The sequence below is a fragment of the Bradyrhizobium sp. SZCCHNR2028 genome (genome assembly GCF_032380995.1).
Taxonomy (GTDB): Bacteria; Pseudomonadota; Alphaproteobacteria; order Rhizobiales; family Xanthobacteraceae; genus Bradyrhizobium.
In genome coordinates, this window is record NZ_JAUHJF010000003.1 from 96,697 (window position 1) to 120,789 (window position 24,093).

Genomic DNA, 24,093 nt, shown 5'->3' on the forward strand with positions numbered 1-24,093 from the left:
ATCTGCGGGAGGCCGGGCGCGCAGCCTGATCTCAACCGAAGATCCTGTTCAGCTCGCCGCCGGGATAGCCGTTGGCCAGTTCGGTGAAGGTGCCCTGCTCGGCCATCTCCTTGGCCGCCCGGATGAAGCCGGCCCAGGCCATCCGGGCCAGCGAACCGCCGACGCTGATGCGGCGCACGCCGAGCTCAGTGGCTTGCCCCAACGACAGGCCGGAAGCGCCGATCAGAAGGTTGACCGGCTTGGGCGCCACGGCTTTCACGACCGCAGTGATCTCCTCGATCGTCTTGATCCCGGGCGCGTAGAGACAATCCGCGCCCGCTTCGGCATAGGCTGTGAGGCGGTCGGTCACGAGCTTGAGGTCGGGCTTGCCCCAGAGAAACGCCTCGCAGCGGCCGGTCAACAGCACGTCGGCGCCGGTCGCATCGATGGCCTGCCGGGCCGCGCGGATACGCGCGATGGCGAGCGCGCGCTCATAGAGCGGATCATCCTTGTCGCCCGTGGAATCCTCGATCGACAGACCGGCGACGCCGGTCGCGACCGCGCGCGTGACGTTGGCCGCCACACCCACCGGCGCATCGGCGAAGCCGCCCTCGAAATCGGCATTCACGGGAATGTCGACGGCGGCGCTGAGCGATTTCAAATGGGCGAGCACCTCATCCAGTTCGACCTTGGTGTCCGCCTTGCCAATCGACCACGCGAAGCCGGCGCTGGTGGAGGCGATCGCGTTGAAGCCGAGATGCTGCAGCATCTTCGCCGTGCCGACGTCGAACGGGTTCGGCAGCACGAAGCAGCCGGCCTCGTGCAACTTGCGAAAGGCCGCGCGCTTGTCCGCCGTGTTGGTCACCGTCATGTCATCCTCCCATGCATCGTCGCGTTGTGTGGCAGCATAGAGCCGCGATCATTGCGCCGCCACGACATTGCGCAAGAATGTTCGCTCTTCGCCCAGAATGAGCTTGTGCTCCTCGGCCAGCGCGAAGTTCGCCCGGCCCTCGGCATCGCCGCGCAAGGTCGCGCGATAGCGCTCGTAAGCCGCGAGACTGTCGAATGAAATCAGGCCGTAGGCGATGTCGTTGGTGCCTTCGTGAGGCATGAAATAGCCGATCAGGTCGCCGCCACAGCGAGGAATGATCGACAGCCAGCGCTTGGCGTAGGCTTCGAACACGTCGCGCTTGAACGGATCGATGCGATAGCGGATGAAGACGGTGATGGTCATGACAACCTCCGGTGAGTTCTGTATCATCGACACTATCCGCTTGCCCGACGAGAATGCTTCGGCTAGCATCGAAGTATGAAATCAGGTCCGGACATTGCGATGGTGGCGGCGCTGGTCGGCGATCCCGCCCGCGCCAACATGCTGACTGCGCTGCTCTCGGGCCGCGCGCTGACCGCGACCGAGCTCGCTCAGGAGGCCGGCGTGACGCCGCAGACGGCGAGCTCGCATCTTGCCAAGCTCGAAGGCGGCGGCCTGATCGAGCCGGAGAAGCAGGGCCGTCACCGCTACTACCGGCTCGCCGATCCCGACGTCGCCGACGTGCTGGAGAAGCTCGCCGGCCTCGCCGCGCGCGCCGGCCACATGCGGGTGCGCACCGGACCAAAGGAGCCGGAGCTGCGGCGCGCGCGCATCTGCTATGACCACCTCGCCGGCGATCTCGGCGTGCAGATGCTCGACAGCATGACGCGGCAGAAGCTGGTGCGCCGGCGCAAGCAGGAGATCGTCCTGACCGAGGACGGCGAACATTTCCTGGCGCAGCATCTGCGGATCTCGCCGGAAATGCTGGCGCATCCCCGCCGGCCCGTCTGCAAGGCCTGTCTCGATTGGAGCGCGCGGCGGCATCATCTCGCGGGCACGCTTGGTGCAGCGTTGATGAAGCGCTTCACCGAGCTGAAATGGGCGGCGCGCGATGCCACCCCAGGCAGCCGCGTGGTGAATTTCAGCCGCGCCGGCGAAAAGCATTTCGCGGCGCTGTTCGGTCCGGCCGAAGACTGACGATCACGCGCTCTTTATCGCAGCGCCTTCCTGCCTTGCGGCCAAAACCAACGCGGGGCACGGAACGACCATCTCATCCCCGTCTTTCCTGGAATCTCCATGTCCCGTTTCGCCGGGCGCGACAATCGCCGCGAAAGCGAGCACCGCATCGCAGAGGACGACGCCGCGCGAGCCCTACGGCATCAATCTCGAAGGCTTCCCTACCCCGTACCGGTCAGCCTGCTGCCTCTGTTCAATGACGGCGAGCAGAACGCGCCGAAGGCCCCACTCGCGACGGAAGCAGCGCTTGTCGTGAGGCAGCCGTGCCGACATCACCAGTGGTGACGACGGTGCCAACGGCGGCGCCAGTGCCGATGATGGTGATGCCAGCCCCAATGACGGCGCCGCCAACCCCAATGCCGCCGGCGCCAGCCCCAATGATGGCCGTGACCATGGTGTCCGTGATGATGACCGTGATGCCCCCAGCGAACCTGCTCCGGCGCGAGCCGATCGGCCTCATCCTGCGAACCGACCGCGCGCTCGACGTGCTGATCCCTTGCTGAAGGCGCCGCTTCGTTCAGCGGCAACGGCGAGAGCGGCGCAGCGACCGCATCGGTGGTGCGGAGCACGGCGCCGGCCGCCGCCGCGCAGCCGAACCCGAATGCCAGCTTGAGGAAATTCCGTCGTTCCATCGCACGCCTCCATGATCCACGAGCCAGAGCATGAAGTGAGTATTCGGCCGATCACCTGAACGTGAGCTGAACTGGCGCATGCCCGCGGCACCACCATGGCTCTGCCACCTTCGCCGATCCTGGTACGCGCCGCCGGCCGATCACTCCTCGACCGCCTGCTCCAGCACGAAGCTCTCACGCGTCCGCGTCACGTACGACGAAGATGGCTGACGGCATCGAGTTTCCTCCGGTCCGTGTTGGTGTCGTCACGGAGCACGATCAAAAACGCGACCCTGCCGTCGTCTCGATCATCGCCGCGCGATGACGGGAGACTATCAAAATCAACGAGGCCCGGAGTGCCTAGGAGTCCGGGCCTCGTCACCTCGCGACCTCGCGCGAGCGAAGCCGGTCGGTATTCGATGAAATCTAGCGCCCGTTCACACGGATCGCATTGAGCTGGCTCAAAACGTCAGTAGCAGCGCGTGATCGTGACGGAGTGATCGCCGCCGCGGCGGCCCGGTACCGTCACGGTCTGCATCGGACAGCTCGACACATAGGGGCGATCGGACGGCACGACATTCGGCGGATAGCGGTGAACCCAGTCCCACGGGACGTCATAAGTATAAGTGTAGCGCACGTCGGCCGATGTGTGCTCGGGGATCTGCTGCGGCACGGGCTCACCAGGGCCGCCATAGGCGAAAGCGCCGGCGGCCGGCAGATAGGAACGATAGCCGCGGTGGTGACGGACGAAGGGCCGCGCGCCAAGCGCCGGCGGGACGACCTGGCTCGGGCCCGCCTGACCGGCGGCGACGGGCGCAGCCACCGCGGCGCCGGACTGGGCCGACGCGGCCTCGGAGGAGAACATCAGCGCGGCGGCTGCCGCGCAGACGACCAGAACTCTGGAATTCCGATATGCCGATGTTCCGACAGCCATGATACGCGACCCTACTCTTCTGACCCACCAGCGATCGATAAATGCTAGGCCAGCGGCCCAGTTCCCGCAAACCCATCGTTAAAGGTTAGTTAAGCCGTAAGCTTAACGCCAGTGGGCGGAAACGGCGCAGATTGCCGCGCCGCTCCGGCGGCAGCGCGCTGCGGTCGCCGGACTTCGTCAAATACGAAGGCGACACGCCGGTGCACTGCCCTCCCACTTCGTCACTCCCCCTCAGAGCGGCAGATTGTCGTGCTTCTTCGCCGGCATCTCCATCTTCTTGTCGCGGAGCATCGCCAGCGCACGGGCGATGCGGCGGCGGGTGGAGTGCGGCATGATGACGTCGTCGATGTAGCCGCGCTCGGCGGCGATGAACGGCGACAGGAAGCGGTCCTCGTATTCCTTGGTGCGCGCGGCGATCTTCTCCGGATCCGCCATGTCGGCGCGGAAGATGATCTCGACCGCGCCCTTGGCGCCCATGACCGCGATCTGCGCCGTCGGCCAGGCGTAGTTCATATCGGCGCCGATCTCCTTGGAGGCCATGACGTCGAAGGCGCCACCATAGGCCTTGCGGGTGATGATCGTGACCAGCGGCACCGTGCACTGCGAATACGCGAACAACAGCTTGGCGCCGTGCTTGATCAGGCCGCCATATTCCTGCGCGGTGCCCGGCAGGAAGCCCGGCACGTCGACGAAGGTGACGATCGGGATGTTGAAGGCGTCGCAGAAGCGGACGAAGCGCGCGGCCTTGCGCGAGGCATCGCTGTCGAGCACGCCCGCCAGCACCATCGGCTGGTTGGCGACGAAGCCGACGGTGCGGCCGGCGATGCGGCCGAAGCCGGTGACGATGTTCTTGGCGAAGCCTTCCGCGATCTCGAAGAAGTCGCCCTCGTCGACGACCTTCAGGATCAGCTCCTTCATGTCGTAGGGCTTGTTCGGATTGTCCGGGATCAGCGTGTCGAGCGACATGTCGACGCGCTCGATGTCGTCGAAGCTCGGCCATTCCGGCACGCCGTCGGTGTTGTTCGAGGGCAGGAAGTCGATCAGGCGGCGCATCTGCAGCAAGGTCTCGACGTCGTTATCGAACGCGCCGTCGGCGATCGAGGAGCGGGTCGCGTGCACCGAGGCGCCGCCGAGCTCTTCCGCGGTCACGACCTCGTTGGTGACGGTCTTCACGACATCTGGGCCGGTCACGAACATGTAGCTCGTGTTCTTCACCATGAAGATGAAGTCGGTCATGGCCGGCGAATAGACGTCGCCGCCGGCGCACGGGCCCATGATGACGGAGATCTGCGGGATCACGCCGGAGGCCAGCACGTTGCGGCGGAACACATAGGAATAGCCCGCGAGCGCCGCGACGCCCTCCTGGATGCGGGCGCCGCCGGCGTCATAGAGGCCGATGATGGGCGCACGCGCCTTCATCGCCATGTCCTGCAGCTTGGTGATCTTCAGCGCGTGGGTCTCGGACAGCGAGCCGCCGAACACGGTGAAGTCCTTGGCGAACACGAAGGTCTTGCGGCCGTTGACAGTGCCCCAGCCGGTGACGACGCCGTCGCCCGGGACCTTGGTCTTCTCCATCCCGAACTCGGTCGAGCGATGCTCGACGAACATGTCGAACTCCTCGAAGCTGCCCTTGTCGAGCAGCAGCTCGATCCGCTCGCGGGCCGTCAGCTTGCCGCGGGCATGCTGCGCCTCGATGCGCTTCTCGCCGCCGCCGAGCCGCGCGCCGGCGCGCCGCGTCTCCAAGGTGTCCAGGATGTCCTTCATGCGCGTCCCGCCCGTTCCCGATGTCGTGAGTGTTGGCGGCCTTCTAACACGGCTATTTCGGAGGCGAAAAGCGGCTTTCGGACGGGCCGCCCCTCCTCCCACAGTTCGGAATTGGAAGCAGAATCATGGATATGGCCGCTCGACAAAGCCTTGCCGATCCGGCTGACGACGCAGCCCGGGGCGCCGTGCGGGGCGGCGTCCGCCTGCTGTTGCGGCTCGAAGGGCTGGTGCTGGCGGCCGCGGCAATCGCCTTCTACGCCCATCGAGGGGACTCGTGGTGGCTGTTTGCGGCCCTCTTCCTGGGGCCCGACCTCAGCTTTGCCGGCTATCTCGGCGGCCCCCGGATCGGAGCGGCCGTGTACAACGCCGCGCATGCCACGCTGCTGCCGGCCGCCCTGCTCGCAGTCGGACTGGCGCTCGGCGTGCCGCTGGCGACCCAGCTCGCCACCATCTGGCTCGCCCATATCGGCGTCGACCGGCTGGTCGGCTACGGCCTGAAATACACCGACGGCTTCGGCTTCACCCATCTTGGCCGGATCGGGCCTGCCGCGCCGCGAGGCTGAACGCCGGATGCAGGGACCTGCCGCGACGGGTAGGATGCCGGCATGATCCGATTCCGAGACATGGCCGGCCTGGACCGGCGCAGCCTGCTGCGCGGCGCACTGCAGGCCGGGCTGGTGACGCTCGGCGTGCCGCTGGCGCGCACGGCGCTCGCCCAGGCTCCGCCGCTGAAATCCAACCCGTTCACGCTCGGCGTCGCCTCCGGCGATCCCAGCCCCGACGGCTTCGTGATCTGGACCCGGCTCGCGCCCGAGCCGCTGCAGCCGCGTGGCGGCATGATCGCGCTGCCGCGCGAGGTGAGCTGGGAGGTCGCGACCGATCCGGCGATGACGACCATCGTGCAATCCGGCATTGCGGTCGCCCGCATCGAGCTGGCGCACTCCGTCCATGTCGAGATCGAGGGCCTCGCTCCGGCCCGCGACTATTTCTATCGCTTCCGCCTGCCCGAGGCGGAGAGCCCGGTCGGGCGTGCGAGGACCTTTCCCGCCGCCGGCGCCGACGTCGCGCAGATGCGGTTCGCTTCCGCCGGCTGCCAGGAATGGGACCGCGGCTTCTACACGGCGTGGCGTGCGATCGCGCAGGACCATCTCGACTTCGTCTTCCACTATGGCGACTACATCTACGAGAATGCGTACGCCGCCGAGTCCAAGGGCGTGGCGCTGCCGCGCACCATGCCGAAGCAATTCGCCACCTGCTACACGCTGCCGGAGTACCGGCAGCGCTATGCGCTCTACAAGACCGATCCCGACCTGCAGGCCGCGCACGCCGCCTGCCCGTTCCTGCCGAGCTTCGACGATCACGAGGTGATGGACAATTGGGCCGGCGATCGCGACAAGCGCGACACGCCGCCGGAGGCGTTCCTGTTCCGGCGTGCCGCCGCCTTCCAGGCCTGGTACGAGCACATGCCGGTGCGCCGCGCGCAGTTGCCGCGCGGACCCGACATCCTCGCTTTTCGCCGCCTCGCCTTCGGCAGGCTCGCCGACATCGCCGTGCTCGACACCAGGCAATACCGCTCGAAGCAGCCCTGCGGCGACGGCATCAAGGCCTGCCCCGAGGCCGACGAGCCGAGCCGCACCATGATGGGCGCGCAGCAGGAGCGGTGGTTCGCCGAGGGTCTGCGCGGCAGCCGCGCAACCTGGCAGGTGCTGGCACAGCAGGTGATGTTCGCCCCGCTCGACTGGCGCTCGTTTCCGTGGCTGCCGTCGTCGGACGTGCCGCTGCGCAGCCTCGACAAATGGGACGGCGCCAGCGCCGCGCGCGACCGCGTCATGCAGATGCTGCGCGAGGCCGGCATCACCAACACCGTCGTGCTGACCGGCGACCTGCACAAGGGCGTCGCGCTCGAGCTGAAGCAGGATTGGCGCGATCCGGCCTCGCAATGCGTCGGCGTCGAATTCCTGGCGACCTCGATCTCGTCGGACGGCGACGGCTTTGCGCGCTACGACAACGAGCCGACATTGTTCGCCAACAATCCGCATCTGAAGTTCTTCAGCAACCAGCGCGGCTACATCAGGCATGTCGTGACGCCGGCCCGCTGGCAGGCCGACTACCGCGTCGTCGACCGCATCAGCGTCGCTGACGGCACCGTGTCGACCGCGAAATCCTTCGTCACCCTGGCCGGCAGGCCGGGGCTGGCCGACGCCTGAGGCGACGCGCGCGCGGCAAGGCCGCCGCCGCGTCGTGTGGCGATCTGCTCGCTGACAGCAGCCGGTCGTCCTGCCGCGTAGGGTCGAGGTCCGGCGACGATATCAAGAGCTTCGGACCCGACGGACGGGATCGACTCATCGAGGTCAAGACCACCAACGGCTGGGAACGGACACCGTTCTACGTCACTCGCAACGAGCTGGCGGTTGCGGAGGCGTACCGCGATGACTGGCGGCTGATGCGACCGTGGAATTTCGCCAGCGCCCCGCGCGCTTTCGAGCTGCGACCTCCTCTCCGAAGCGCATGTGTCGCTGATGGCGACGAGCTTTCAGGCCAGCTTTCCATAACGATCAGTCCAACCGCACGAGATCCGTCGACTTGACGACAACGAACTAATCGCTGCGTGGCATACTGCCGAACGCAGAGCTCCGCGCAACGTCAAGCGAACGGCCGTTACAGCACCTCTCCCGCGGCGCAGCATGCCTGAGCCTGCGCCACGTGTTGTCCACCGCTGTCCGTCGGCGTCGCTCACCAGTCTGTTTGACAGCCTCCTGATCCCTGGTTCTACTCGGTGCCAAAGCCGCGCAACAAGCGGTGAGCCAGGAGGACGGTCATGGAGCGACACGTTGGTGGCGCGCCGGTGGCGTTTGCCGCGCGCGCTGGTTTCAATCGCACGCGTGCATCACGCCGCACGGATCTGCGATCGCTACGCATCATCGCGGCAGCGGCCGTCACGATGCTGCTGACGGCTTTCGGCTCCGTCAGTTCCGCCCACGCCCAAGGCATCTCCAAGGACACGCCTGCCCGGATCGAGATGTATCCGATCCCCTCGCTCACATTGTCCGACCGGCAGTTCCTGTCCGGCGACGACAATGGCAAGCCGGTCACGGTCGTGGGCGAGCTGCGCGTCGCGCAAGGCAGCGGCCGGCTGCCGGTCGTGGTGCTGATGCATGGATCGGGCGGCGTCGGCGGCAACATCGCGGCGTGGAGCCGCACCTTCAATGCGATGGGGATCTCGACCTTCGCGATCGACGGCTTCACCGGACGCGGCATCACCGCCACCAGCACCAACCAGGCGCAGCTCGGCCGGCTCAATTTGATCATGGACATCTATCGCTCGCTCGACGTGCTGGCGAAGCATCCGCGCGTCGATCCCGAGCGCATCGTGCTGATGGGATTTTCGCGCGGCGGTCAGGCGGCGCTGTATGCGAGCCTGGAGCGTTTCCACAAGCGCTGGAACAATTCCGGGCTGCAATTTGCCGCCTACATCCCGTTCTATCCGGACTGCTCGACGACCTATGTCGGTGAGACCGATGTGGTGGCGCGGCCGATCCGGATCTTTCACGGCGGACCGGACGACTACAATCCGGTGCGGACCTGCAAGGCCTATGTCGAGCGGCTGAAGGCAGCGGGCCGCGACGTTGCGCTGACCGAATATCCGGACTCGCCACACGGCTTCGACCTCGGCCTGCTCGGCGCCAACATGCTCGCCGTCGCGCCGAAGGCGCAGACCGTGCGCAACTGCCGCATCAAGGAGAGCGACGGCGGGATGCTGATCAATGCCGAGACGCAGCAGCCCTTCACCTATCAGGACGCCTGCGTCGAGCTCGATCCGCATGTCGGCGGCAATCCCGCCACCGCGGAGGCCGCGCGCCAGGCGGTAACGGACTTCCTGCGCACGCTGTTCAAACTGTCGTGAGCAAAAATAGAACGATTTGGATCAATTCTTGAGGTGACAGATCGAACGCATCGGGTGTTCCTGCGTTGTCGCTCACTTTTCGACGATGAAACGGAGCCCGATGATGCGCGCCTCTCGCCTTGCGATCCCCACTTTGCTGACTGCCCTTGTTCTAGCTGGCGCCGCCCATGCCGCGCCGGCCTCGCCGTTCCGGGGGCTGGAAGGCTCCTGGAGCGGCGGCGGCGTACTCAGCATGTCCGACGGCAACCAGGAGCGGCTGCGCTGCCGCGCGGCCTACGACGTCGGCGGCGCCGGCGAGCAGCTCCGCCTCAACATCCGCTGCGCCAGCGACAGCTACAACATCGATCTCTCCAGCGACGTCGCCTATCGCGGCGGCGAGATCACGGGGCAATGGAGCGAGGCGAGCCACAATGCGTCCGGCACCATCGAGGGCCGCGCCGTCGGCAACCGCATCGAGGCCCAGGCGCGCGGGCAGACGTTTTCGGCCGGGCTGTCGCTGACGACGCAGGGACGCCGGCAGACGGTGTCGATCCGGCCGGCGGGCACGGAGATCACCGGCGTCAACCTGGAGCTGTCGCGGCGGTGACGAGAATGTAGGGTGGGCAAAGGCGCGCAGGAGCGACGCTCGCGTCGCTCCGAGCACCGTGCCCACCGCGCCGGGCAAGACGGTGGGCACGGCGCGCGACGGCGTCATCTACGACTAAGAATGTGCCTCGCGCCTTTGCCCACCCTACTGTCAATCACCTACAGCGCGCCGATGTCCTTCAGGCAGGCTTGCGCCAGCGTCATGCGGTCCGCAACATGGCGCTCCTCGGGGCAATCCATGTTGAGCGCGAACACGGTGGGCTGGTCACCCTTGTCGACCCAGCCGACCATCCAGCCGAGCGAGCCCTGCTCCTTCCCCAGCAGCCCCGACTTGAAATGGATCACGGCCTCGCCGACCTTGGTGGTCGGTATGATGTCGCGGGTCAGATCCTGGCTGCGCTTCGACACCGGCAGCGCGCCGCGCCTGAGGCGATCGATGAAATCGACCTGCTCGACGGGATCGATGCGAAGCGCGCCTGTCAGCCAGAACTGGTCGATGCCGCCGCCGATGTCGTGATTGCCGTAGTCGAGCTCCTCGAGATATTTCTGCATGCGCTCAGGACCGATCCGGCGCGCGATCTCCTGATAGACCGGGACGGCGGAGACCGCGATCGCGCTGCGCAAGGTGTGATCCTTGTTCCAGGCCTCGATCGATCTCGTGACGCCATCCCATTTGAACACGTCCTTGTCGGGATCCTCGACGACGCCGGTCTCCAGCGAGATCAGCGAATTGGCGATCTTGAAGGTCGAGGCCGGCAGCTTCGCCTCGCCGGAGCGATCGGTGTCGCTGGCGATGATGAGATAGTCCTCGACCTTGTAGGCCAGGAACGTGCCCTTGGTGCCCTCGTCGGTGAAGCGCTTGACGAGATCGCCACGGACCTCGTTGCGCGGCGGGGCGACATGCGCGAGCGAGCGCGCGGGCAACAGGCTGGCGCCGGCCATCAGGGCAAGCGCATGGCGGCGGCTCATCATGGACATCGCAAGTCTCCGTCGTCGTTCGCCCTCCCTACCACACGGCGGTGACGACCGACGCATGACGGAGATCACAAATGCGGCGCTAGCGCATCGGACGCGACAGATTGAGCACGAACACCAGCACCTCGGCGACGGCCTTGTAGAGCTCCTCCGGGATCTCGTCGCCGAGCTCGACATTGGAGAGCGCGCCGGCGAGCACCTCGTTCTCCTCGATCGGGATGTCGTGCGCCTTGGCGACCTCGATGATCTTGGCGCCGATCGTGCCCTTGCCCTTGGCGACGACGCGCGGGGCGCCCTGGCCCTTGTCATAGTGCAAGGCGACGGCGAGCTGGGTCTTGTTGGCGGCCTTCACCTCGATGCTCATAGCGCGCGATCCAGGAAATGGCCGGCCTTGGGCGGCATCACGGCCGGCGGCGCGCCGTCCTGCACCACGAGATCGCCCGGCGACAGCTCCGCGCGGCTGAGGGCTTGGCTGAGTTCGGAGAGACCGGCGCGCAACCGCGCGGCGGTGACCGGACGCTCGGCCCACATCCGCACGGAGGTGCGCTCGGCGCTGAAGCTGATCATGGCATGCACCGGGCCGGCCGGCTCGACGTCGAGCGAGAAGCGCGCCCGCCAGACGCGCTTGGCCGCGTCCGGCGACTGCGTGCCGCCGTCACGCGAGATCTCGAACTGTGCCATCGCGGTCCCTTGCGGGGTGGCGAAGGGAATCTCGAAATTCCACCGCGGCAGCGCCGGATCGGTGCGCGCGGTCGAGGCGTCCGGGCGATCCGGCAGCGAGGCGACCTGCAGCAGGGTCTGGCGCGACAACGCCTGGTCGGTCTCGTCGAGCAGGCGATGCGCGATCGCCGGCAGCGGCGTGTCGGGACCGAGCGTCGCCGTCGCCACGGCCTGCGGCATCGGCGCGGCCCCGCGGAACGGCGGCGGCGGCGTGTTGGTGCGCACGACCATTTCGGCGCGGCCATTGGCGTTGCGTCCGGGAACGAGGCCGGCGGCGCGCGGAATCTGCTGCTGCGCTTCCTGCAGCACGGCCAGCACCGTGCCGGGCGCGAGCGACTGCGCCTTGGCGCCCGTCAGGGTCTCGATCAGCGCCGAGCCGGTGAAGCCGGCAGACACGGTGTCGGGCCGCCCCATTGCCGTTGCCCAGGGCTGGGGTGGCAGCTCGATCTCGATGTCGGGCACCAACGAGGGTGCGCCGCTCTGTTGCTGCGCGGCGGCGGCGCGGCCGGCCTCGGACAGCACCGAGGCATAGGAGCCTCCCGGCGACGCCGACGTCGAGGCCGCCATGCCGGGGTCGACGGTCTGCAGCACCGTCGCCAGCGTCTGGCGCAGCACGATCAGCGCCGCCTTCAGGTCGGGCGTGCCGGCGCCGGCGGTGCCATTGGCGAGCGAGGATTCCAGAAACAGGCCGGAATGCCGCACCGCGCTCTGCACATCCTCCGCGGTCAGCGCCGGCGATAGCTGGGTCTGCTGCGCCAGCACCTGGGCCACGGCAGCGCGCAACGCCGGCGGAAGATTGGGCGCGTCGGCGACGGCCTGGAGATCGGCAAACAATTGGCCCTGGCTGCCCTGGCGGGTCGCCGCCTCCTCGCTGGCAATCGACAATGCGAGCCGCTCCAGCCCGGTCAGCGGATCCGGCGTCGGGGGCAAGGTTGGCGCCAGCCGGCCGGTGACGTCGACGACGGTGGCGGCCGGCGTCGGGGTGCCACTGGTTCCAGTGGCAGCGCTGCCGCCCTGCCCGACGATGGCGAGTTGCAACCCCTGCGCCGTCTGCGACACCGCCACCTGCACGGTCTGGCCCGCCTGCAGCGGCAGCTCGCTGGCGAGCTCCACCGACAGGTTTCCGATCGCGACCTGGACCAGGTTCTCGGCGAGCACCTGCTGCACCCTGGCGCTGAGCAGCGCACCGGCCTGTAGCGTGGTCGCGGCCTGCGGCGCGGTTCCGGCCGGCGAGCTGCCGACGCCGCGGACGGCGCTCACGGAAGGCGACGGGGTGACACTCTGGACCATGCGCGTACTCGGGTTACGCGCAGAGCCTAGCGGGTGCCCCTAAACCCGGCGTTAACCGGCCTCAGAGGGCGGCGTCGACCGCCCGGAGGATGCGGACGGCGGCCTCATAGTCGATCTGCTTGGCGGCGCGGCGGCTCATCGCCTCCTCGTCGGCCCCCCATTGCGCGACGTTCCAGTCCTCGTCGACATGGGCCGCCGCCCAGACCTGGCCGGGGTCGCGCACCCCATGCACCAGCGCCAGCGCCAGCAGCGCCGAGCCGGTCAGCGTGGTGACGACATGCGTCGCCGCGACCGTCCACGGGCCGGTCGGCAGCGCGCCCCGCGCCGCCTGCACCGCGGCGCCCGGCTGGGTCACATGCATGATGCCCTCGGACAGGATGAAATGCGCGCCCAGACTGTCGCGCGCCCAGTCCAGCACCGGGTCCCAATGCTCGGCCTCGCGCGCGACCAGCCCCTCGGGATGGCCGGCGCGGTAGAACAACAGGTCGGACTGGAGATATTTGGCGATGTCCTCGCGCACGTCATCGGTGCGATCGACCACTGACTGCACGACGCTGTTGGCGAACCGCGTCAGCGGCATCGTGGCGGGATCGATGCTGTCGCCCTGGGCCTGCCACTCGGCGGCCACGGCCTCCGCCAGCTCCCCGGCGGGAACGATAACAACGCGCCCCGACGGCGTGCGGATCGGCCGACCGTCGAGGGTCACGTTGAAGCCGCCCTCGGCGGCGGCGGTCCCGGCCTCCTTGTAGAAGCGCTTGCGCAGCGGCGTCCGCATCGCCTGGCGCGCCGATTCCTGCGGATCGAGCGGCGACCGGCCGACGACGTCGTCAAACAGTTCACGCATCAGAATTCCAGCCCTCTCGCGGGATGATCACAAGGGATCCGTCATTTTCGCGCTAGATAAACCCTGTCCGCCCGAAATGCGAGCTGCCGATGCGTGCCCTGCTGTCCGCCCTCGTCCTGATCGGCAGTGCCGCCCCGGCCGCCGCCGGCTTCCGCACGCCGGAATCGCTGGTCCGCAACGTCTATGCCCATTACGGCCAGGGCGCCCCGGAGCTCTCCGGCGGGCTGCCGCGGACGGCCGAGGTCGCCCGGCAGTTCTTCGATCCGAGCCTGGCGAAAGCCTGGACCGCCCCGCGGCGCGAGCCCTACGACTTCCTGGTGCAGAGCCCGCGCTGGAAGCTCGGCCCGGTCGCGATCTCGATCCTGCGCCGGCAGTTCGACAAGACCTATGTCACAGCCGCCTTCGACAACCAGGGCCGCCGCATCACCCTGAACTTCATCGTCGTCAAGGGACCGGACGGCTGGGTTATTCTGGACGTCGAGACGCCGCACGATTCACTGCGGCTGTTCCTGGAGCAGTTCCGGAACTGAGCGGCTGCGTAGATGCCGCTCACTCCTCCGGCGCGTTCTCGATCGGGTCGAAGCGGTCGTGCTCGAGCCCGAGCAGATTCCACGACTGCAGCATGTGCGGCGGCAGCGGCGCGGTGGCGTCGATGACGCCGCCGCGCGGATGCGGGATGACGATGCGGCGCGCCAGCAGATGCAGCCGGTTCTGCAGGCCGCCGGGCAGCGCCCAGTTCTCGATGTTGAAATATTTGGGATCGCCGACGATGGGGTGGCCGATATGGGCCATGTGCGCGCGCAACTGATGGGTGCGCCCCGTGACCGGCTTCAAGGACACCCAGGCGAGCTTGTTGGCCGAGGCCTCGACCACGGCGTAGTAGGTCACCGCGTGGCTGGCGCCCTCGTCGCCATGCGCAGCGACGCGCATAATGGTATCCTCCTCGCTCTCCTCCTTGGCGAGATACGTCGAGATGCGGCCCTGCTTCGGCTTTGGCACGCCGGCCACCAGCGCCCAATAGACCTTGCGCGCGGAGCGGCTGCGGAAGGCGCCGGTCAGATGAGTGGCGGCGAAGCGGGTCTTGGCGATCAGGAGGCAGCCGGAGGTCTCGCGATCGATGCGGTGCACGAGCCGCGGCTTCTGGCCCTTGGCGTCGCGCATCACCTCCAGCATCTGGTCGATGTGGCGGGTCATGCCGGAGCCGCCCTGCACCGCAAGCCCCGCGGGCTTGTTGAGGACGAGCACGTCGTCGTCCTCGTACAGCGTCATCGCCTTCAGGCTTTCGAGCGTCTTGCGCTCGCCCTCGGTGAGGCCAGCGCGCTCCCTGGGCGCATCGAGCTTGAGCGGAGGGATGCGCACGCTCTGGCCTTCCTCCAGACGATCCTTGCTATCAGCGCGCTTGCCGTTCACCCGCAGCTCGCCTTTGCGGACGATGCGCTGGATGTGGGAGAACGACAGGCCGGGGAAGCGCGCCTCGAGGAAGCGGTCGACGCGCATGCCGTTCTCGTCGGCGGTGACGACGACGGTCTGCACCTTGGTCGGCAGCACCGGCGTCTCGGGCTCGGGCTTCTTCGGCGGCGGTGCGGCGACCGGCTTGCGCTCGGCCCGCTCGGCGCCAAAGCGCACGGGCTTGCCGGCACTGGCGCGCTTGGCCGGCGGCCGCTCGCGCGACTCGAACGCGTCGCGACGATCCTCGCGCTCGGCGCGCGGGGCGCGGACGCGATCGCCCTTGCCCCGACCAAACTCGCTACGCGGTGCTGCCTCGCGCTCGCCGGCAAAACGGTCGCGCCGCGGCCGCTCGCCATCCGGACGCTTGGATGGCTCGCGCTTGGCTGGCGCGCCTGCGCTGCGCGCAGCCTCGGCCTTCGGCCGCTCGCCCTTGCGGCGGTCGGCGGGGCGATCGGATTTGCTCTGGGTTCGCTTGATGCGGCGGCTCATGGCAGGTTGCGTATCTCAAAAGCCACTGCCAGTCACGGCGAAATCGGGATAAATCGGCCCGACGAGGCCTTGCCCCGCGAAATCGGACGTGATCGGAGCGAATTGAATGACGCTGACGAAAGTGGCCCTGACCATCGTAGCGACCGCGCTGACGCTGGGTGCCGCGCAAGCTCAACAAAGCCCGATGCCCGACGACATTGCCTGGAAGCTGATCGAGATCGGCCGGGCCATCGACCCGCCGAAGACCGCCGCGATCTACGCGCCGCTGCAGGCCAGGGAACCCTACATCGGCGTCAAGGTTCAGCGCGATGTGAGATACGGCACGGCCGAGCGCAATCTGCTCGACGTCTTCACGCCGGACAGCGCCGCCGCGCCCCGCCCGATCCTGATCTTCGTGCATGGCGGCGCCTTCATCGGCGGCAACAAGCGCACCACGCCGGACGGCCCGTTCTACGACAACATCATGCTATGGGCCACCAAGCACGGCTTCGTCGGCATCAACATCACCTACCGCCTGGCGCCGAAATTCCCCTGGCCCGCCGGCGTCGAGGACGTCGCCAGCGCGGTGCAATGGGTGGCCGCCCACGCCGCCGAGAACGGCGGCGATCCCGCGCGCATCTATCTGATGGGCCATTCGGCCGGCGCGGTGCACGTCGCGACCTATGTGGCGCATCCCGAATTCCACAAGGTCGCCGGTGGCGGCCTTGCGGGCGCGATCATGGCCTCGGGCGTCTACGACCTCACCGCGACGCCGCTCGGCGACCAGGAGATGGCCTATTTCGGCACCGATCCCTCGCGCTTCAAGGAGCGCTCGTCGCTATCAGGCCTGCAGGCCTCGAGCCTGCCGCTGATGATCGCCTCCGCCGAGCTCGACCCGCCGCGCTTCGTCGAGCAGTTCGACCTCCTGAAGCAGGCCGCCTGCAAACGGCCTGCGGGCTGTGCGCGCGCGGTGATGCTGCCGCAGCATAGTCACATGTCGGAGGTCTACTCCATCAACACCGAGGACGACCGGCTGACGCGGGAGATCGTGGAGTTCGTGCAGAGCGGGAAGTAAACTAACGTTCTGCTGTCACCGCAACGACGGCAGCTCTCTCAACCTAGGACGCGCCGGGTCGTCGGGCGCGTCCTCCGGCCCTAGCGCTGCGCGTGCAATTGGAGAGACTGCATTTCCGCTGCAGCGCTTGCGTCTATTTTCCGATCACCGATATGCTGACATTCTTTGGAATGTTGATTGGGTCGTTGGACTGGTTGGCAAAGTCCATGTGCCACCAGGTATTATCTATGAAGACGCTGATTACAGGAAGCGCCCCCGACTGTTTAACGGTGATGTTGTTACCGTTGCTCTGGAAGCTTGTTCCGATGCCGGCATTCACAGTATCGATGGTGCCGCCAGAAGACTTGGCAAGATCGAAGACCTCGGTCTCCTTGTCTCCAATGAATTTGATCTGCGAATGCCAGTTTAAGCGGACCGGTCGTGCCGCACTGGGCACAACGCTCAACGAAACTGCGTAGGTGCCAGCCCTCAACCTGTCGCAAGTCCATGAGAACGAATTGCCTCTAGTCACGGGTCCGGGGTCATCGGTCTGTGTAATAACACACCGGTTGGCGAATTTTTGCTCCGGAGGAATCGGAGGCGGCAAAGGCGTCAGAATCAGCGAATCGGAAAAACCGGCGTTTGCATCGTCGTTGAGCGCCAGCATGGAGGACTTGGCCGGTCTGTCGATGACGATAATTTTTTCACCGGCACTCACCGTTCCCGGCAGGGAGGCGTCCTTCGCCGCGGCACCCATCCATTTCACAGGAAGCGGGTTGGGACTGCCGCCAACCACGCCGTAAACTACACGGAACGACAGGTCGGAATCGGTTGCCTTATCGGGAACAATGTACAAGCCTCGACTCTTCTGCCTGATACATTCCTTGTAAGCATCCGCCGCCTCGGCCCCGAGGCCTGTCCAAGAGATGTTGTGGAATTGCTCCTGCGAAAAACTCTCCGTCGTGCTTGTCTTGTAGCGGTCGATACTCTCGCGGAACTGGTCGTAATTTGCGCCCACCGGCACTCCGTATATGACAGCAGATGCACCGGCCGATTCCTTGATCTTGTTATAAGCCTCCTTGTCTACGAACGTCGCCATTCGCCAATCGGACTTGGAAGCATCTATTTTGTTGTAGGTAGAGACGATCAGTGCTGCGTTGCACTCCGACAAGGACGCAGCCGCTGCACTTCCAGCGCCGAAAATCACAAGGCTTACAGTGGACGCGACCGCTCCCAGCTTGAATATCATGGCTCGCTCCTGCGGGTATGAATTGTAAAAAAAGCTTTCCTAATGAGAGGAAGCTGCCCTTAAAGAATCGCTTTGTCCAGCTCCGAAAATGAGTTGCGACCGGACAGGGTCTCACAACAACTAGGGCTGCTGTCGAACTGCAGTCCCGCCTTCACAACACTCGCCGACAACGCACTTGTTGGGCCAACGAGAAAGATGAGCTGGACGCGCGACGCAAAAATCGGTCTCGGGATTTCAAAAGTAGTCGCCAGAGTCGATGAAGGTGTCAAGCGAAGTCCAAGATCGATCCCGCCTGCTTAACAAGGCCGCATCGCGACCGCTGCACCCAACGGCAGGCTTGCTGCACTGCGCAAAATGGCGGAAGCTAGAAGAAGGGCCGCGGTACCAGTCTGATTTTCTTGCTGGACGGTAAAATCAACGTAGTCCGGCGGAGCAACGATCAACGCCTCTGGAACGAGGCGCTATTCAACCGCCCCGCTCCTTCCTCAGCTTCGCCCAATAATCCAGCCGTTTCCTGATCTCGCGCTCGAAGCCGCGCTCGGGCGGGTCGTAGAACTGCTGGCGGCCGAGGGCTTCGGGGAAGTAGTCCTGCCCGGAGAACGCATCGGGGGCGTCGTGGTCGTACTGGTAGCCGGCGCCGTAGCCTTCGCCCTGCATCAGCTTGGTCGGCGCGTTGAGGATGTGCTTCGGCGGCAGCAGCGAGCCGCCCTCCTTCGCCACCCGCTTGGCGGCGCCGAAGGCCTTGTAGGCGGCGTTGGATTTCGGCGCGGTCGCGACATAGATCACGGCCTGCGCGATCGCGAGCTCGCCTTCCGGCGAGCCCAGGAAATCATAGGCGTCCTTGGCGGCGTTGGCGATGACCAGCGCCTGCGGATCGGCCAGACCGATGTCCTCCACCGCCATGCGCACGATGCGGCGCGCCAGGAACAGCGGGTCCTCGCCGGCGTCGAGCATGCGTGCGAAATAGTACAGCGCCGCATCCGGATCGGAGCCGCGCACCGCCTTATGCAGCGCCGAGATCAGGTTGTAGTGGCCGTCGGCCGACTTGTCGTAGATCGGCGCCCGGCGCTGCAGGATCTCCTGCAATTGCACCGCGTTGAAGATCTCGTCCTTGCGCGCCGAGCGCCAGACTTCCTCGGCGAGCGTCAGCGCGGCGCGGCCGTCGCCGTCGGCCATGCGGATCAGCACGGCGCGCGCCTCGTCGTCAAGCGGCAGCTTGCGGCCCTCGACCGCTTCGGCGTTGCTGTAGAGCCGCTCGATCGCAGCGGCGTCGAGCGAGTGGAACACCAGCACGCGCGAACGCGACAACAGAGCGGCGTTGAGCTCGAAGGACGGATTCTCCGTGGTGGCGCCGACCAGCACGACGGTGCCGTCCTCCATCACCGGCAGGAAGGAATCCTGCTGGGCGCGATTGAACCTGTGCACCTCGTCGACGAAGAGAAGCGTTCCTTGCCCGGTCTCGCGGCGGGCGCGCGCGGCGTCGAACACCTTCTTCAGGTCGGCGACGCCGGAGAACACCGCGGAGATCTGCTCGAAATGCAGCTCGGTGGCATCGGCCAACAGCCGCGCCACCGTGGTCTTGCCGGTGCCGGGCGGGCCCCAGAAGATCAGCGAGCCCAGCGTCCGCGTCTCCAGCATGCGCGTCAGCGCGCCGTCGGGGCCGAGGATGTGATCCTGTCCGACGACGTCGGAGAGCTTGTGGGGGCGCAGCCGCTCCGGCAGCGGCCGCGGCGCATCGTGCTCCATCCCCGCCGCGGCGAAGAGGCTCGGGCCTCCCTGCTGGGGGCGCTTCGGACTCATCCGCCGAGCGTGACGTTGATCTGCTGGCCGCCGCGCAGCACGGTGATGCGCCAGACGCGGGCGGTCTCGCGCGCGGCCTTGTCGAGATCAGCGGTCTTGGCGATCTTCTGGTTGTTGACCGCCATAATCACGTCGCCCTTCTGGAAGCCGACATTGGCCGCCGTGGTGCCGTCGCCCGGCTCGAGAATGACGACGCCCTCGGTGTCGGCATCGAGATGCAGCTCGTCGGCCACCGCGGGCGAGATGTTGGCGACCTTGGCACCCTGGAACGGCGAGCGGCCGTTGATGACCATCTCGTTGCGCCCCGTGTCCGGCGCCGTCTCCAGCGCGACCGCGACCTTCACCGGCTTGCCGCCGCGCTGCACCTCGATCTGCGCGGTGCCGCCGAGCGGCCGCGTGGCGAAGCGGTAGTCGAAGGCGTTGGGATCGTCGACGGTCTGGCCGTCGATCGACACGATCAGGTCGGACGACTTGATGCCCGCCTTCGCCGCCGGGCTGTTCGCGACCACGGAGGCGACCAGCGCGCCGGTCGGTGAGCGCAAGCCGAGGCTCTCGGCGATCTCAGGGGTCACCGCCTGCAGCCGCGCGCCGAGCCACGGACGCTTGACCGCCTTGCCGCCGCTCTTGGCAGACGCCACGACGACCCGCACCATGTTGGCGGGAATCGCGAAGCCGATGCCCTGCGAGCCGCCGGACTTGGAATAGATCGCGGTGTTGATGCCGACCAGACGGCCGTTGATATCGACCAGCGCACCGCCGGAATTGCCGGGATTGATCGCGGCATCGGTCTGGATGAAGAACTGATAGTCGGTGATGCCGACCTGCGTGCGCGCCAGCGCCGAGACGATGCCGTGCGTCACGGTCTGGCCGACGCCGAACGGATTGCCGATCGCCAGCACGATATCGCCGACCAGCAGATCGTCGGAATTGGCGAGGTCGAGCGTGACGAACGACTCGCGCGTTCCCTTCAGCTTGAGCACAGCAAGGTCGGTGCGGCTGTCCTTCAGCACGATCTCGGCCTCGAATTCGCGCTTGTCGGACAGCGACACCTTCACCTCGTCGGCGCCCTCGATGACGTGCACGTTGGTGACGACGAGACCCGACTGATCGATCATCACGCCCGAGCCGAGCGAGCGCTGCATCTGCTCCTGCGGTCCGCCCTGCAGGCCGAAGAAGCGGCGGAAGATGGGATCGTCGAGGAAGGGATTGCGGTTCTGCACCACCTTGGCGGCGTAAACGTTGACGACTGCCGGCTGCACCCGCTGCACGATCGGCGCATAGGACAGCCGGAGCTCGGCCTGGGACTGCGGCACGCGCCGGTCCTGGGCCGCGAGCGGAGAGGCGGCCAGCAGGGACAGCAGCAGGACCACGGAAGTGCGAATCAACGTCATGCAAAGAATCCCGGACAATGAGGACTTCGATATAGGCGGAACGGCGGGTGCGGCCAAGCTCAGGCGGTCTGATGCGGCGCTTTGATGGTCTCCGCAACGGGTGCGCAGGACAGCCGTTCCTGGTGCCGCTCGCCCCAGCTTCTGAGAACCTCGATCACCGGCCGCAGGCTCTCGCCGACCTCGGACAGGCTGTATTCGACGCGCGGCGGCACCTCGGCATAGACCTTGCGGACGACCAGCCCGTCGTCCTCGAGCGCCCGCAGCTGCTTGGTCAACATGCGCTGAGTGATGCCGGGCATCAGCCGGCGCAGCTCGCCGAAGCGCTGGCTGCCACCCTGCAGGTGGTAGAGGATCACGCCCTTCCACTTGCCGTCGATCAGATCGAGCGTGGCTTCGACCGCGCAGCCGGGACGGCGGGTGAAATTCTTCCGTTTCATCGCGTTTTGGCCCAATAGTATCCAAATGGGGACTAGTTCCCCATTTTTACAGTACTTGCTGAAGTGATGCCAGCAGGACAAACAGATCCTATTGCCAAGCCAACCAGGAGGCTGTTCATGAAGGCCGTCGGATACCAGCAGTCGCTGCCCATCACCGAGGACCGCGCGCTGTTCGATTTCGAGACCGCCAAACCCGAGCCGAAGGGACGCGACATCCGCGTCGCGGTGAAAGCGGTGTCGGTCAATCCGGTCGACACCAAGGTGCGCAAGCGCGCCGCACCGCCCGCCGGCGAAACCAAGATCCTGGGCTATGACGCCGCTGGCGTGGTCGAGGCTATCGGCCCGGACGTGAGCCTGTTCAAGCCCGGTGACGAGGTGTTCTACGCCGGCTCGATCCTGCGCCAGGGCACCAATGCCGAATTCCATCTGGTCGACGAGCGCATCGTCGGCCGCAAGCCGAAGAGCCTGTCGTTCGCCGAAGCCGCCGCCCTGCCCCTGACCTCGATCACGGCCTGGGAGCTGTTGTTCGACCGGCTCGGCGCAATCCCCGGCAAGAGCCTCGACGACCGCACTTTGCTGATCACGGGCGCCGCCGGCGGCGTCGGCTCGATCCTGATCCAGCTCGCGCGCCGGCTCACCGGGCTGACCGTGCTCGCCACGGCGACGCGACCGGAGTCGCGCGACTGGTGCCTTGCGCTCGGCGCCCATGCCGTGATCGATCATGGCAAGCCGATGAAAGAGCAGATCGACGCGCTGAAGCTGCCGCCGGTCGCGCTCATCGCGAGCCTCACCCACAGCGACCAGCACTACAAGGCAATCGCCGAGTTCATGACGCCGCAGGGCAAGTTCGGCCTGATCGACGATCCCGCCGAGTTCTCGCTCGCCGCCTTCAAGGGCAAGGCGATCTCGATCCACTGGGAGTCGATGTTCACGCGCTCATCGTTCACGACCCCGGACATGATCGCGCAGCACCATCTGCTCAACGACGTGTCCGACCTGATCGACAAGGGCGTGATCCGCACCACCCTTGGCGACAATTACGGCACCATCAACGCGGCCAACCTCAAGCGCGCGCACGCGTTGATCGAGAGCAACACCTCCCGCGGCAAGATCGTGCTGGAGGGATGGAGCTAACTAGCAGGCAACAATGGGCAAAGGCGCACAGGCGGTCTCCTCGCGCGAGATCGCGGGGGCGCCGTGCCCACCATTCCACCGATCGAAAGCATGAGATGGCCGGCAGCCGACGCGCGGTCCGATCAGCGGCCATGAGCGATTGAGACTGGCCGACGGTCCCGTTTCCCCTTAACGAAAGCCGATAGGAACCTCCTCGCGACTGGAACGAACGTCCGTGAGCAGCCTGAAGTCCGCGACCAACGCGTCCGCCGATCATGGGCATCGCTCCGGATCTGCGCTCGAGGTTCTGCGGATCTTCCTCACGCTCGGCCTGACCTGCTTCGGCGGTCCGATCGCCCATATCGGCTATTTCCGCGACGAGTTCGTCGTCAGGCGGAAGTGGATCGACGAGCATGCCTATGCCGATCTGGTCGGGCTGTGCCAGTTCCTGCCCGGCCCCGCCAGCAGCCAGGTCGGCTTCTCCATCGGGCTGATGCGCGCCGGCTATCTCGGCGCGCTCGCCGCCTGGACCGGCTTCACCCTGCCGTCGGCCGCCATGCTCGTCCTGTTCGCCTATGGTGCGGGCCGATTGAGCGGACCGGTCGGCAGCGGCCTGCTGCACGGGCTGAAGCTGACCGCGGTCGCCATCGTCGCGCAGGCGGTCTGGGGCATGGCGCGCTCGCTCTGTCCCGACCGTGCGCGCGCCTCGATCGCGGTCGCCGCAACGCTCATCATCCTATTCAGCACCGCCTCGCTCGCCCAGATCGGAGCGATCGTTCTCGGCGGACTCGCCGGTCTGTGGCTCTGCCGCGGCGAGGCGGCGCCGTCCGGACACGTCGCGATCCCGGTGTCGCGGACCGTGGGGCTGGTTGCGCTCGCCATGTTCGTCGTCCTGTTGGCGGGACTTCCGCTGCTGCGCGGCGTGACGGGATCGACCGGCATCGCCTTGTTCGATGCCTTCTATCGCTCGGGCGCGCTCGTGTTCGGCGGTGGGCACGTCGTGCTTCCGCTGCTGCGCGAGGCCTTCGTCGGACCTGGCTGGCTGAGCGACGACGCCTTTCTCGCCGGCTACGGCGCCGCGCAGGCCGTACCAGGCCCGCTCTTCACCTTCGCCGCCTATCTCGGCACCGTGGTGGCTCCCGAGCCGCACGGGATCATCGGGGCTGCGCTTGGTCTCCTGGGCATCTTCCTGCCTGGCATGCTTGTCCTGCTCGCCGCGCTACCGTTCTGGGACTCGTTCCGCAAACGCGCCGGCGCCCAGGCCATGATGCGGGGGGTCAACGCTGCGGTGGTCGGTGTGCTGGGAGCGGCCCTGTACGACCCGGTCTGGACAACCACCATCCACAACGCCGCGGATTTTGGCATCGCCCTGATCGGCTTCGTCCTGCTGGTCGCATGGCGCGCGCCGCCGCTCGTCGTGGTCGCGTTCAGCGCCGCTGCCGGCGTCACGGTCGCGCTGGTGTGAGCGGCGCCGCCGTC

General features: G+C 66.8%; 24 protein-coding genes. 10 read left to right on the forward strand and 14 right to left on the reverse strand.

The genetic code is table 11. The annotated features are described in order from the left end of the window. Window positions 1-31 precede the first annotated feature (31 nt). Both QX121_RS06375 and QX121_RS06380 read right to left on the reverse strand, forming a co-directional pair. Entirely contained in the window at window positions 32-850 is an 819-nt protein-coding gene (locus QX121_RS06375) for an isocitrate lyase/phosphoenolpyruvate mutase family protein (RefSeq protein ID WP_315798652.1), read from the reverse strand. Window positions 851-898: 48 nt separating this feature from the next. Continuing rightward, complete coding sequence (locus tag QX121_RS06380) at window positions 899-1,213, reverse strand: NIPSNAP family protein (protein WP_315798653.1); 315 nt, start codon at window positions 1,211-1,213, stop codon at window positions 899-901. A 75-nt stretch (window positions 1,214-1,288) separates the two neighbouring features. Here QX121_RS06380 and QX121_RS06385 point away from each other — a divergent pair, with 75 nt between their 5' ends. Continuing rightward, window positions 1,289-1,987 carry a winged helix-turn-helix domain-containing protein gene (locus QX121_RS06385; protein WP_315737631.1) on the forward strand — a complete coding sequence of 233 codons (699 nt, stop codon included), beginning with the start codon at window positions 1,289-1,291 and terminating at the stop codon, window positions 1,985-1,987. Window positions 1,988-2,298: 311 nt separating this feature from the next. Here QX121_RS06385 and QX121_RS06390 read toward each other — a convergent pair whose 3' ends face one another. The 3 genes from QX121_RS06390 to QX121_RS06400 form a co-directional block, all read right to left on the reverse strand. Beyond that, window positions 2,299-2,658 (reverse strand): twin-arginine translocation signal domain-containing protein, encoded by a 360-nt coding sequence (locus tag QX121_RS06390; protein ID WP_315737630.1) that lies wholly within the window; start codon window positions 2,656-2,658, stop codon window positions 2,299-2,301. 448 nt (window positions 2,659-3,106) lie between these two features. Next, window positions 3,107-3,571 carry a hypothetical protein gene (locus tag QX121_RS06395; protein ID WP_315780852.1) on the reverse strand — a complete coding sequence of 155 codons (465 nt, stop codon included), beginning with the start codon at window positions 3,569-3,571 and terminating at the stop codon, window positions 3,107-3,109. A gap of 231 nt (window positions 3,572-3,802) precedes the next feature. After that, window positions 3,803-5,335 carry an acyl-CoA carboxylase subunit beta gene (locus QX121_RS06400; RefSeq protein WP_315776609.1) on the reverse strand — a complete coding sequence of 511 codons (1,533 nt, stop codon included), beginning with the start codon at window positions 5,333-5,335 and terminating at the stop codon, window positions 3,803-3,805. A 125-nt stretch (window positions 5,336-5,460) separates the two neighbouring features. Between QX121_RS06400 and QX121_RS06405 the strand changes: the two genes are divergently transcribed. From QX121_RS06405 to QX121_RS06425, 5 genes are all read left to right on the forward strand, one after another. Next, window positions 5,461-5,898 carry a DUF4260 domain-containing protein gene (locus tag QX121_RS06405; RefSeq protein ID WP_409999317.1) on the forward strand — a complete coding sequence of 146 codons (438 nt, stop codon included), beginning with the start codon at window positions 5,461-5,463 and terminating at the stop codon, window positions 5,896-5,898. A 42-nt stretch (window positions 5,899-5,940) separates the two neighbouring features. Next, window positions 5,941-7,542, forward strand: coding sequence for an alkaline phosphatase D family protein (locus QX121_RS06410; RefSeq protein ID WP_315811468.1), 1,602 nt, complete (start codon window positions 5,941-5,943; stop codon window positions 7,540-7,542). Window positions 7,543-7,679: 137 nt separating this feature from the next. Then, window positions 7,680-7,922: a DUF3883 domain-containing protein gene (locus QX121_RS06415; RefSeq protein WP_315811625.1), complete on the forward strand. Its 243-nt coding sequence runs from the start codon at window positions 7,680-7,682 to the stop codon at window positions 7,920-7,922. A gap of 231 nt (window positions 7,923-8,153) precedes the next feature. Further along, on the forward strand, window positions 8,154-9,239 hold the full coding sequence (locus QX121_RS06420) for a dienelactone hydrolase family protein (RefSeq protein ID WP_409999318.1): 1,086 nt from the start codon (window positions 8,154-8,156) through the stop codon (window positions 9,237-9,239). A 100-nt stretch (window positions 9,240-9,339) separates the two neighbouring features. Further along, on the forward strand, window positions 9,340-9,825 hold the full coding sequence (locus QX121_RS06425) for a hypothetical protein (RefSeq protein ID WP_315811469.1): 486 nt from the start codon (window positions 9,340-9,342) through the stop codon (window positions 9,823-9,825). Window positions 9,826-9,983: 158 nt separating this feature from the next. Here QX121_RS06425 and blaOXA read toward each other — a convergent pair whose 3' ends face one another. The 4 genes from blaOXA to QX121_RS06445 all read right to left on the reverse strand — a co-directional run bounded on the left by blaOXA (window position 9,984) and on the right by QX121_RS06445 (window position 13,653). Then, on the reverse strand, window positions 9,984-10,802 hold the full coding sequence (blaOXA, locus tag QX121_RS06430; RefSeq protein WP_315811470.1) for an OXA-1091 family oxacillin-hydrolyzing class D beta-lactamase: 819 nt from the start codon (window positions 10,800-10,802) through the stop codon (window positions 9,984-9,986). A gap of 79 nt (window positions 10,803-10,881) precedes the next feature. Then, window positions 10,882-11,163 carry an EscU/YscU/HrcU family type III secretion system export apparatus switch protein gene (locus QX121_RS06435; protein ID WP_315714536.1) on the reverse strand — a complete coding sequence of 94 codons (282 nt, stop codon included), beginning with the start codon at window positions 11,161-11,163 and terminating at the stop codon, window positions 10,882-10,884. Then, window positions 11,160-12,809, reverse strand: a complete 1,650-nt coding sequence (locus tag QX121_RS06440) for a flagellar hook-length control protein FliK (protein WP_315811471.1) — start codon at window positions 12,807-12,809, stop codon at window positions 11,160-11,162. Before QX121_RS06440 ends, QX121_RS06435 begins: the two co-directional genes overlap by 4 nt. 61 nt (window positions 12,810-12,870) lie before the next feature. Beyond that, complete coding sequence (locus QX121_RS06445; protein WP_315811472.1) at window positions 12,871-13,653, reverse strand: ATP12 family chaperone protein; 783 nt, start codon at window positions 13,651-13,653, stop codon at window positions 12,871-12,873. 89 nt (window positions 13,654-13,742) lie between these two features. Between QX121_RS06445 and QX121_RS06450 the strand changes: the two genes are divergently transcribed. Next, window positions 13,743-14,183 (forward strand): hypothetical protein, encoded by a 441-nt coding sequence (locus QX121_RS06450; protein ID WP_315811473.1) that lies wholly within the window; start codon window positions 13,743-13,745, stop codon window positions 14,181-14,183. A 19-nt stretch (window positions 14,184-14,202) separates the two neighbouring features. On the opposite strand, the gene QX121_RS06455 is transcribed toward QX121_RS06450, so the two are convergent. Continuing rightward, window positions 14,203-15,591 (reverse strand): RluA family pseudouridine synthase, encoded by a 1,389-nt coding sequence (locus tag QX121_RS06455; RefSeq protein WP_315811474.1) that lies wholly within the window; start codon window positions 15,589-15,591, stop codon window positions 14,203-14,205. Between the two features lie 106 nt (window positions 15,592-15,697). Here QX121_RS06455 and QX121_RS06460 point away from each other — a divergent pair, with 106 nt between their 5' ends. After that, entirely contained in the window at window positions 15,698-16,645 is a 948-nt protein-coding gene (locus QX121_RS06460) for an alpha/beta hydrolase (protein WP_315776616.1), read from the forward strand. Between the two features lie 133 nt (window positions 16,646-16,778). On the opposite strand, the gene QX121_RS06465 is transcribed toward QX121_RS06460, so the two are convergent. From QX121_RS06465 to QX121_RS06480, 4 genes are all read right to left on the reverse strand, one after another. Beyond that, window positions 16,779-17,873 carry a hypothetical protein gene (locus QX121_RS06465; protein WP_315737616.1) on the reverse strand — a complete coding sequence of 365 codons (1,095 nt, stop codon included), beginning with the start codon at window positions 17,871-17,873 and terminating at the stop codon, window positions 16,779-16,781. A gap of 465 nt (window positions 17,874-18,338) precedes the next feature. Then, the gene (locus QX121_RS06470) at window positions 18,339-19,673 is read right to left on the reverse strand and encodes a replication-associated recombination protein A (protein WP_315754231.1); all 1,335 of its coding nucleotides are present in this window, start codon (window positions 19,671-19,673) and stop codon (window positions 18,339-18,341) included. Continuing rightward, on the reverse strand, window positions 19,670-21,064 hold the full coding sequence (locus QX121_RS06475; RefSeq protein WP_315776618.1) for a DegQ family serine endoprotease: 1,395 nt from the start codon (window positions 21,062-21,064) through the stop codon (window positions 19,670-19,672). The genes QX121_RS06470 and QX121_RS06475 overlap by 4 nt, the downstream gene beginning before the upstream one ends. A gap of 59 nt (window positions 21,065-21,123) precedes the next feature. Further along, a complete protein-coding gene (locus tag QX121_RS06480; RefSeq protein WP_315737613.1) occupies window positions 21,124-21,501 on the reverse strand; it encodes a helix-turn-helix domain-containing protein in 378 nt (125 codons plus the stop codon). 117 nt (window positions 21,502-21,618) lie between these two features. On the opposite strand from QX121_RS06480, the gene QX121_RS06485 reads away from it, so the two are divergent. Continuing rightward, on the forward strand, window positions 21,619-22,635 hold the full coding sequence (locus tag QX121_RS06485) for a zinc-binding alcohol dehydrogenase family protein (protein WP_315811475.1): 1,017 nt from the start codon (window positions 21,619-21,621) through the stop codon (window positions 22,633-22,635). A 214-nt stretch (window positions 22,636-22,849) separates the two neighbouring features. Then, on the forward strand, window positions 22,850-24,079 hold the full coding sequence (gene chrA / locus QX121_RS06490; protein WP_409999319.1) for a chromate efflux transporter: 1,230 nt from the start codon (window positions 22,850-22,852) through the stop codon (window positions 24,077-24,079). The last annotated feature ends 14 nt before the right edge of the window (window positions 24,080-24,093 follow it).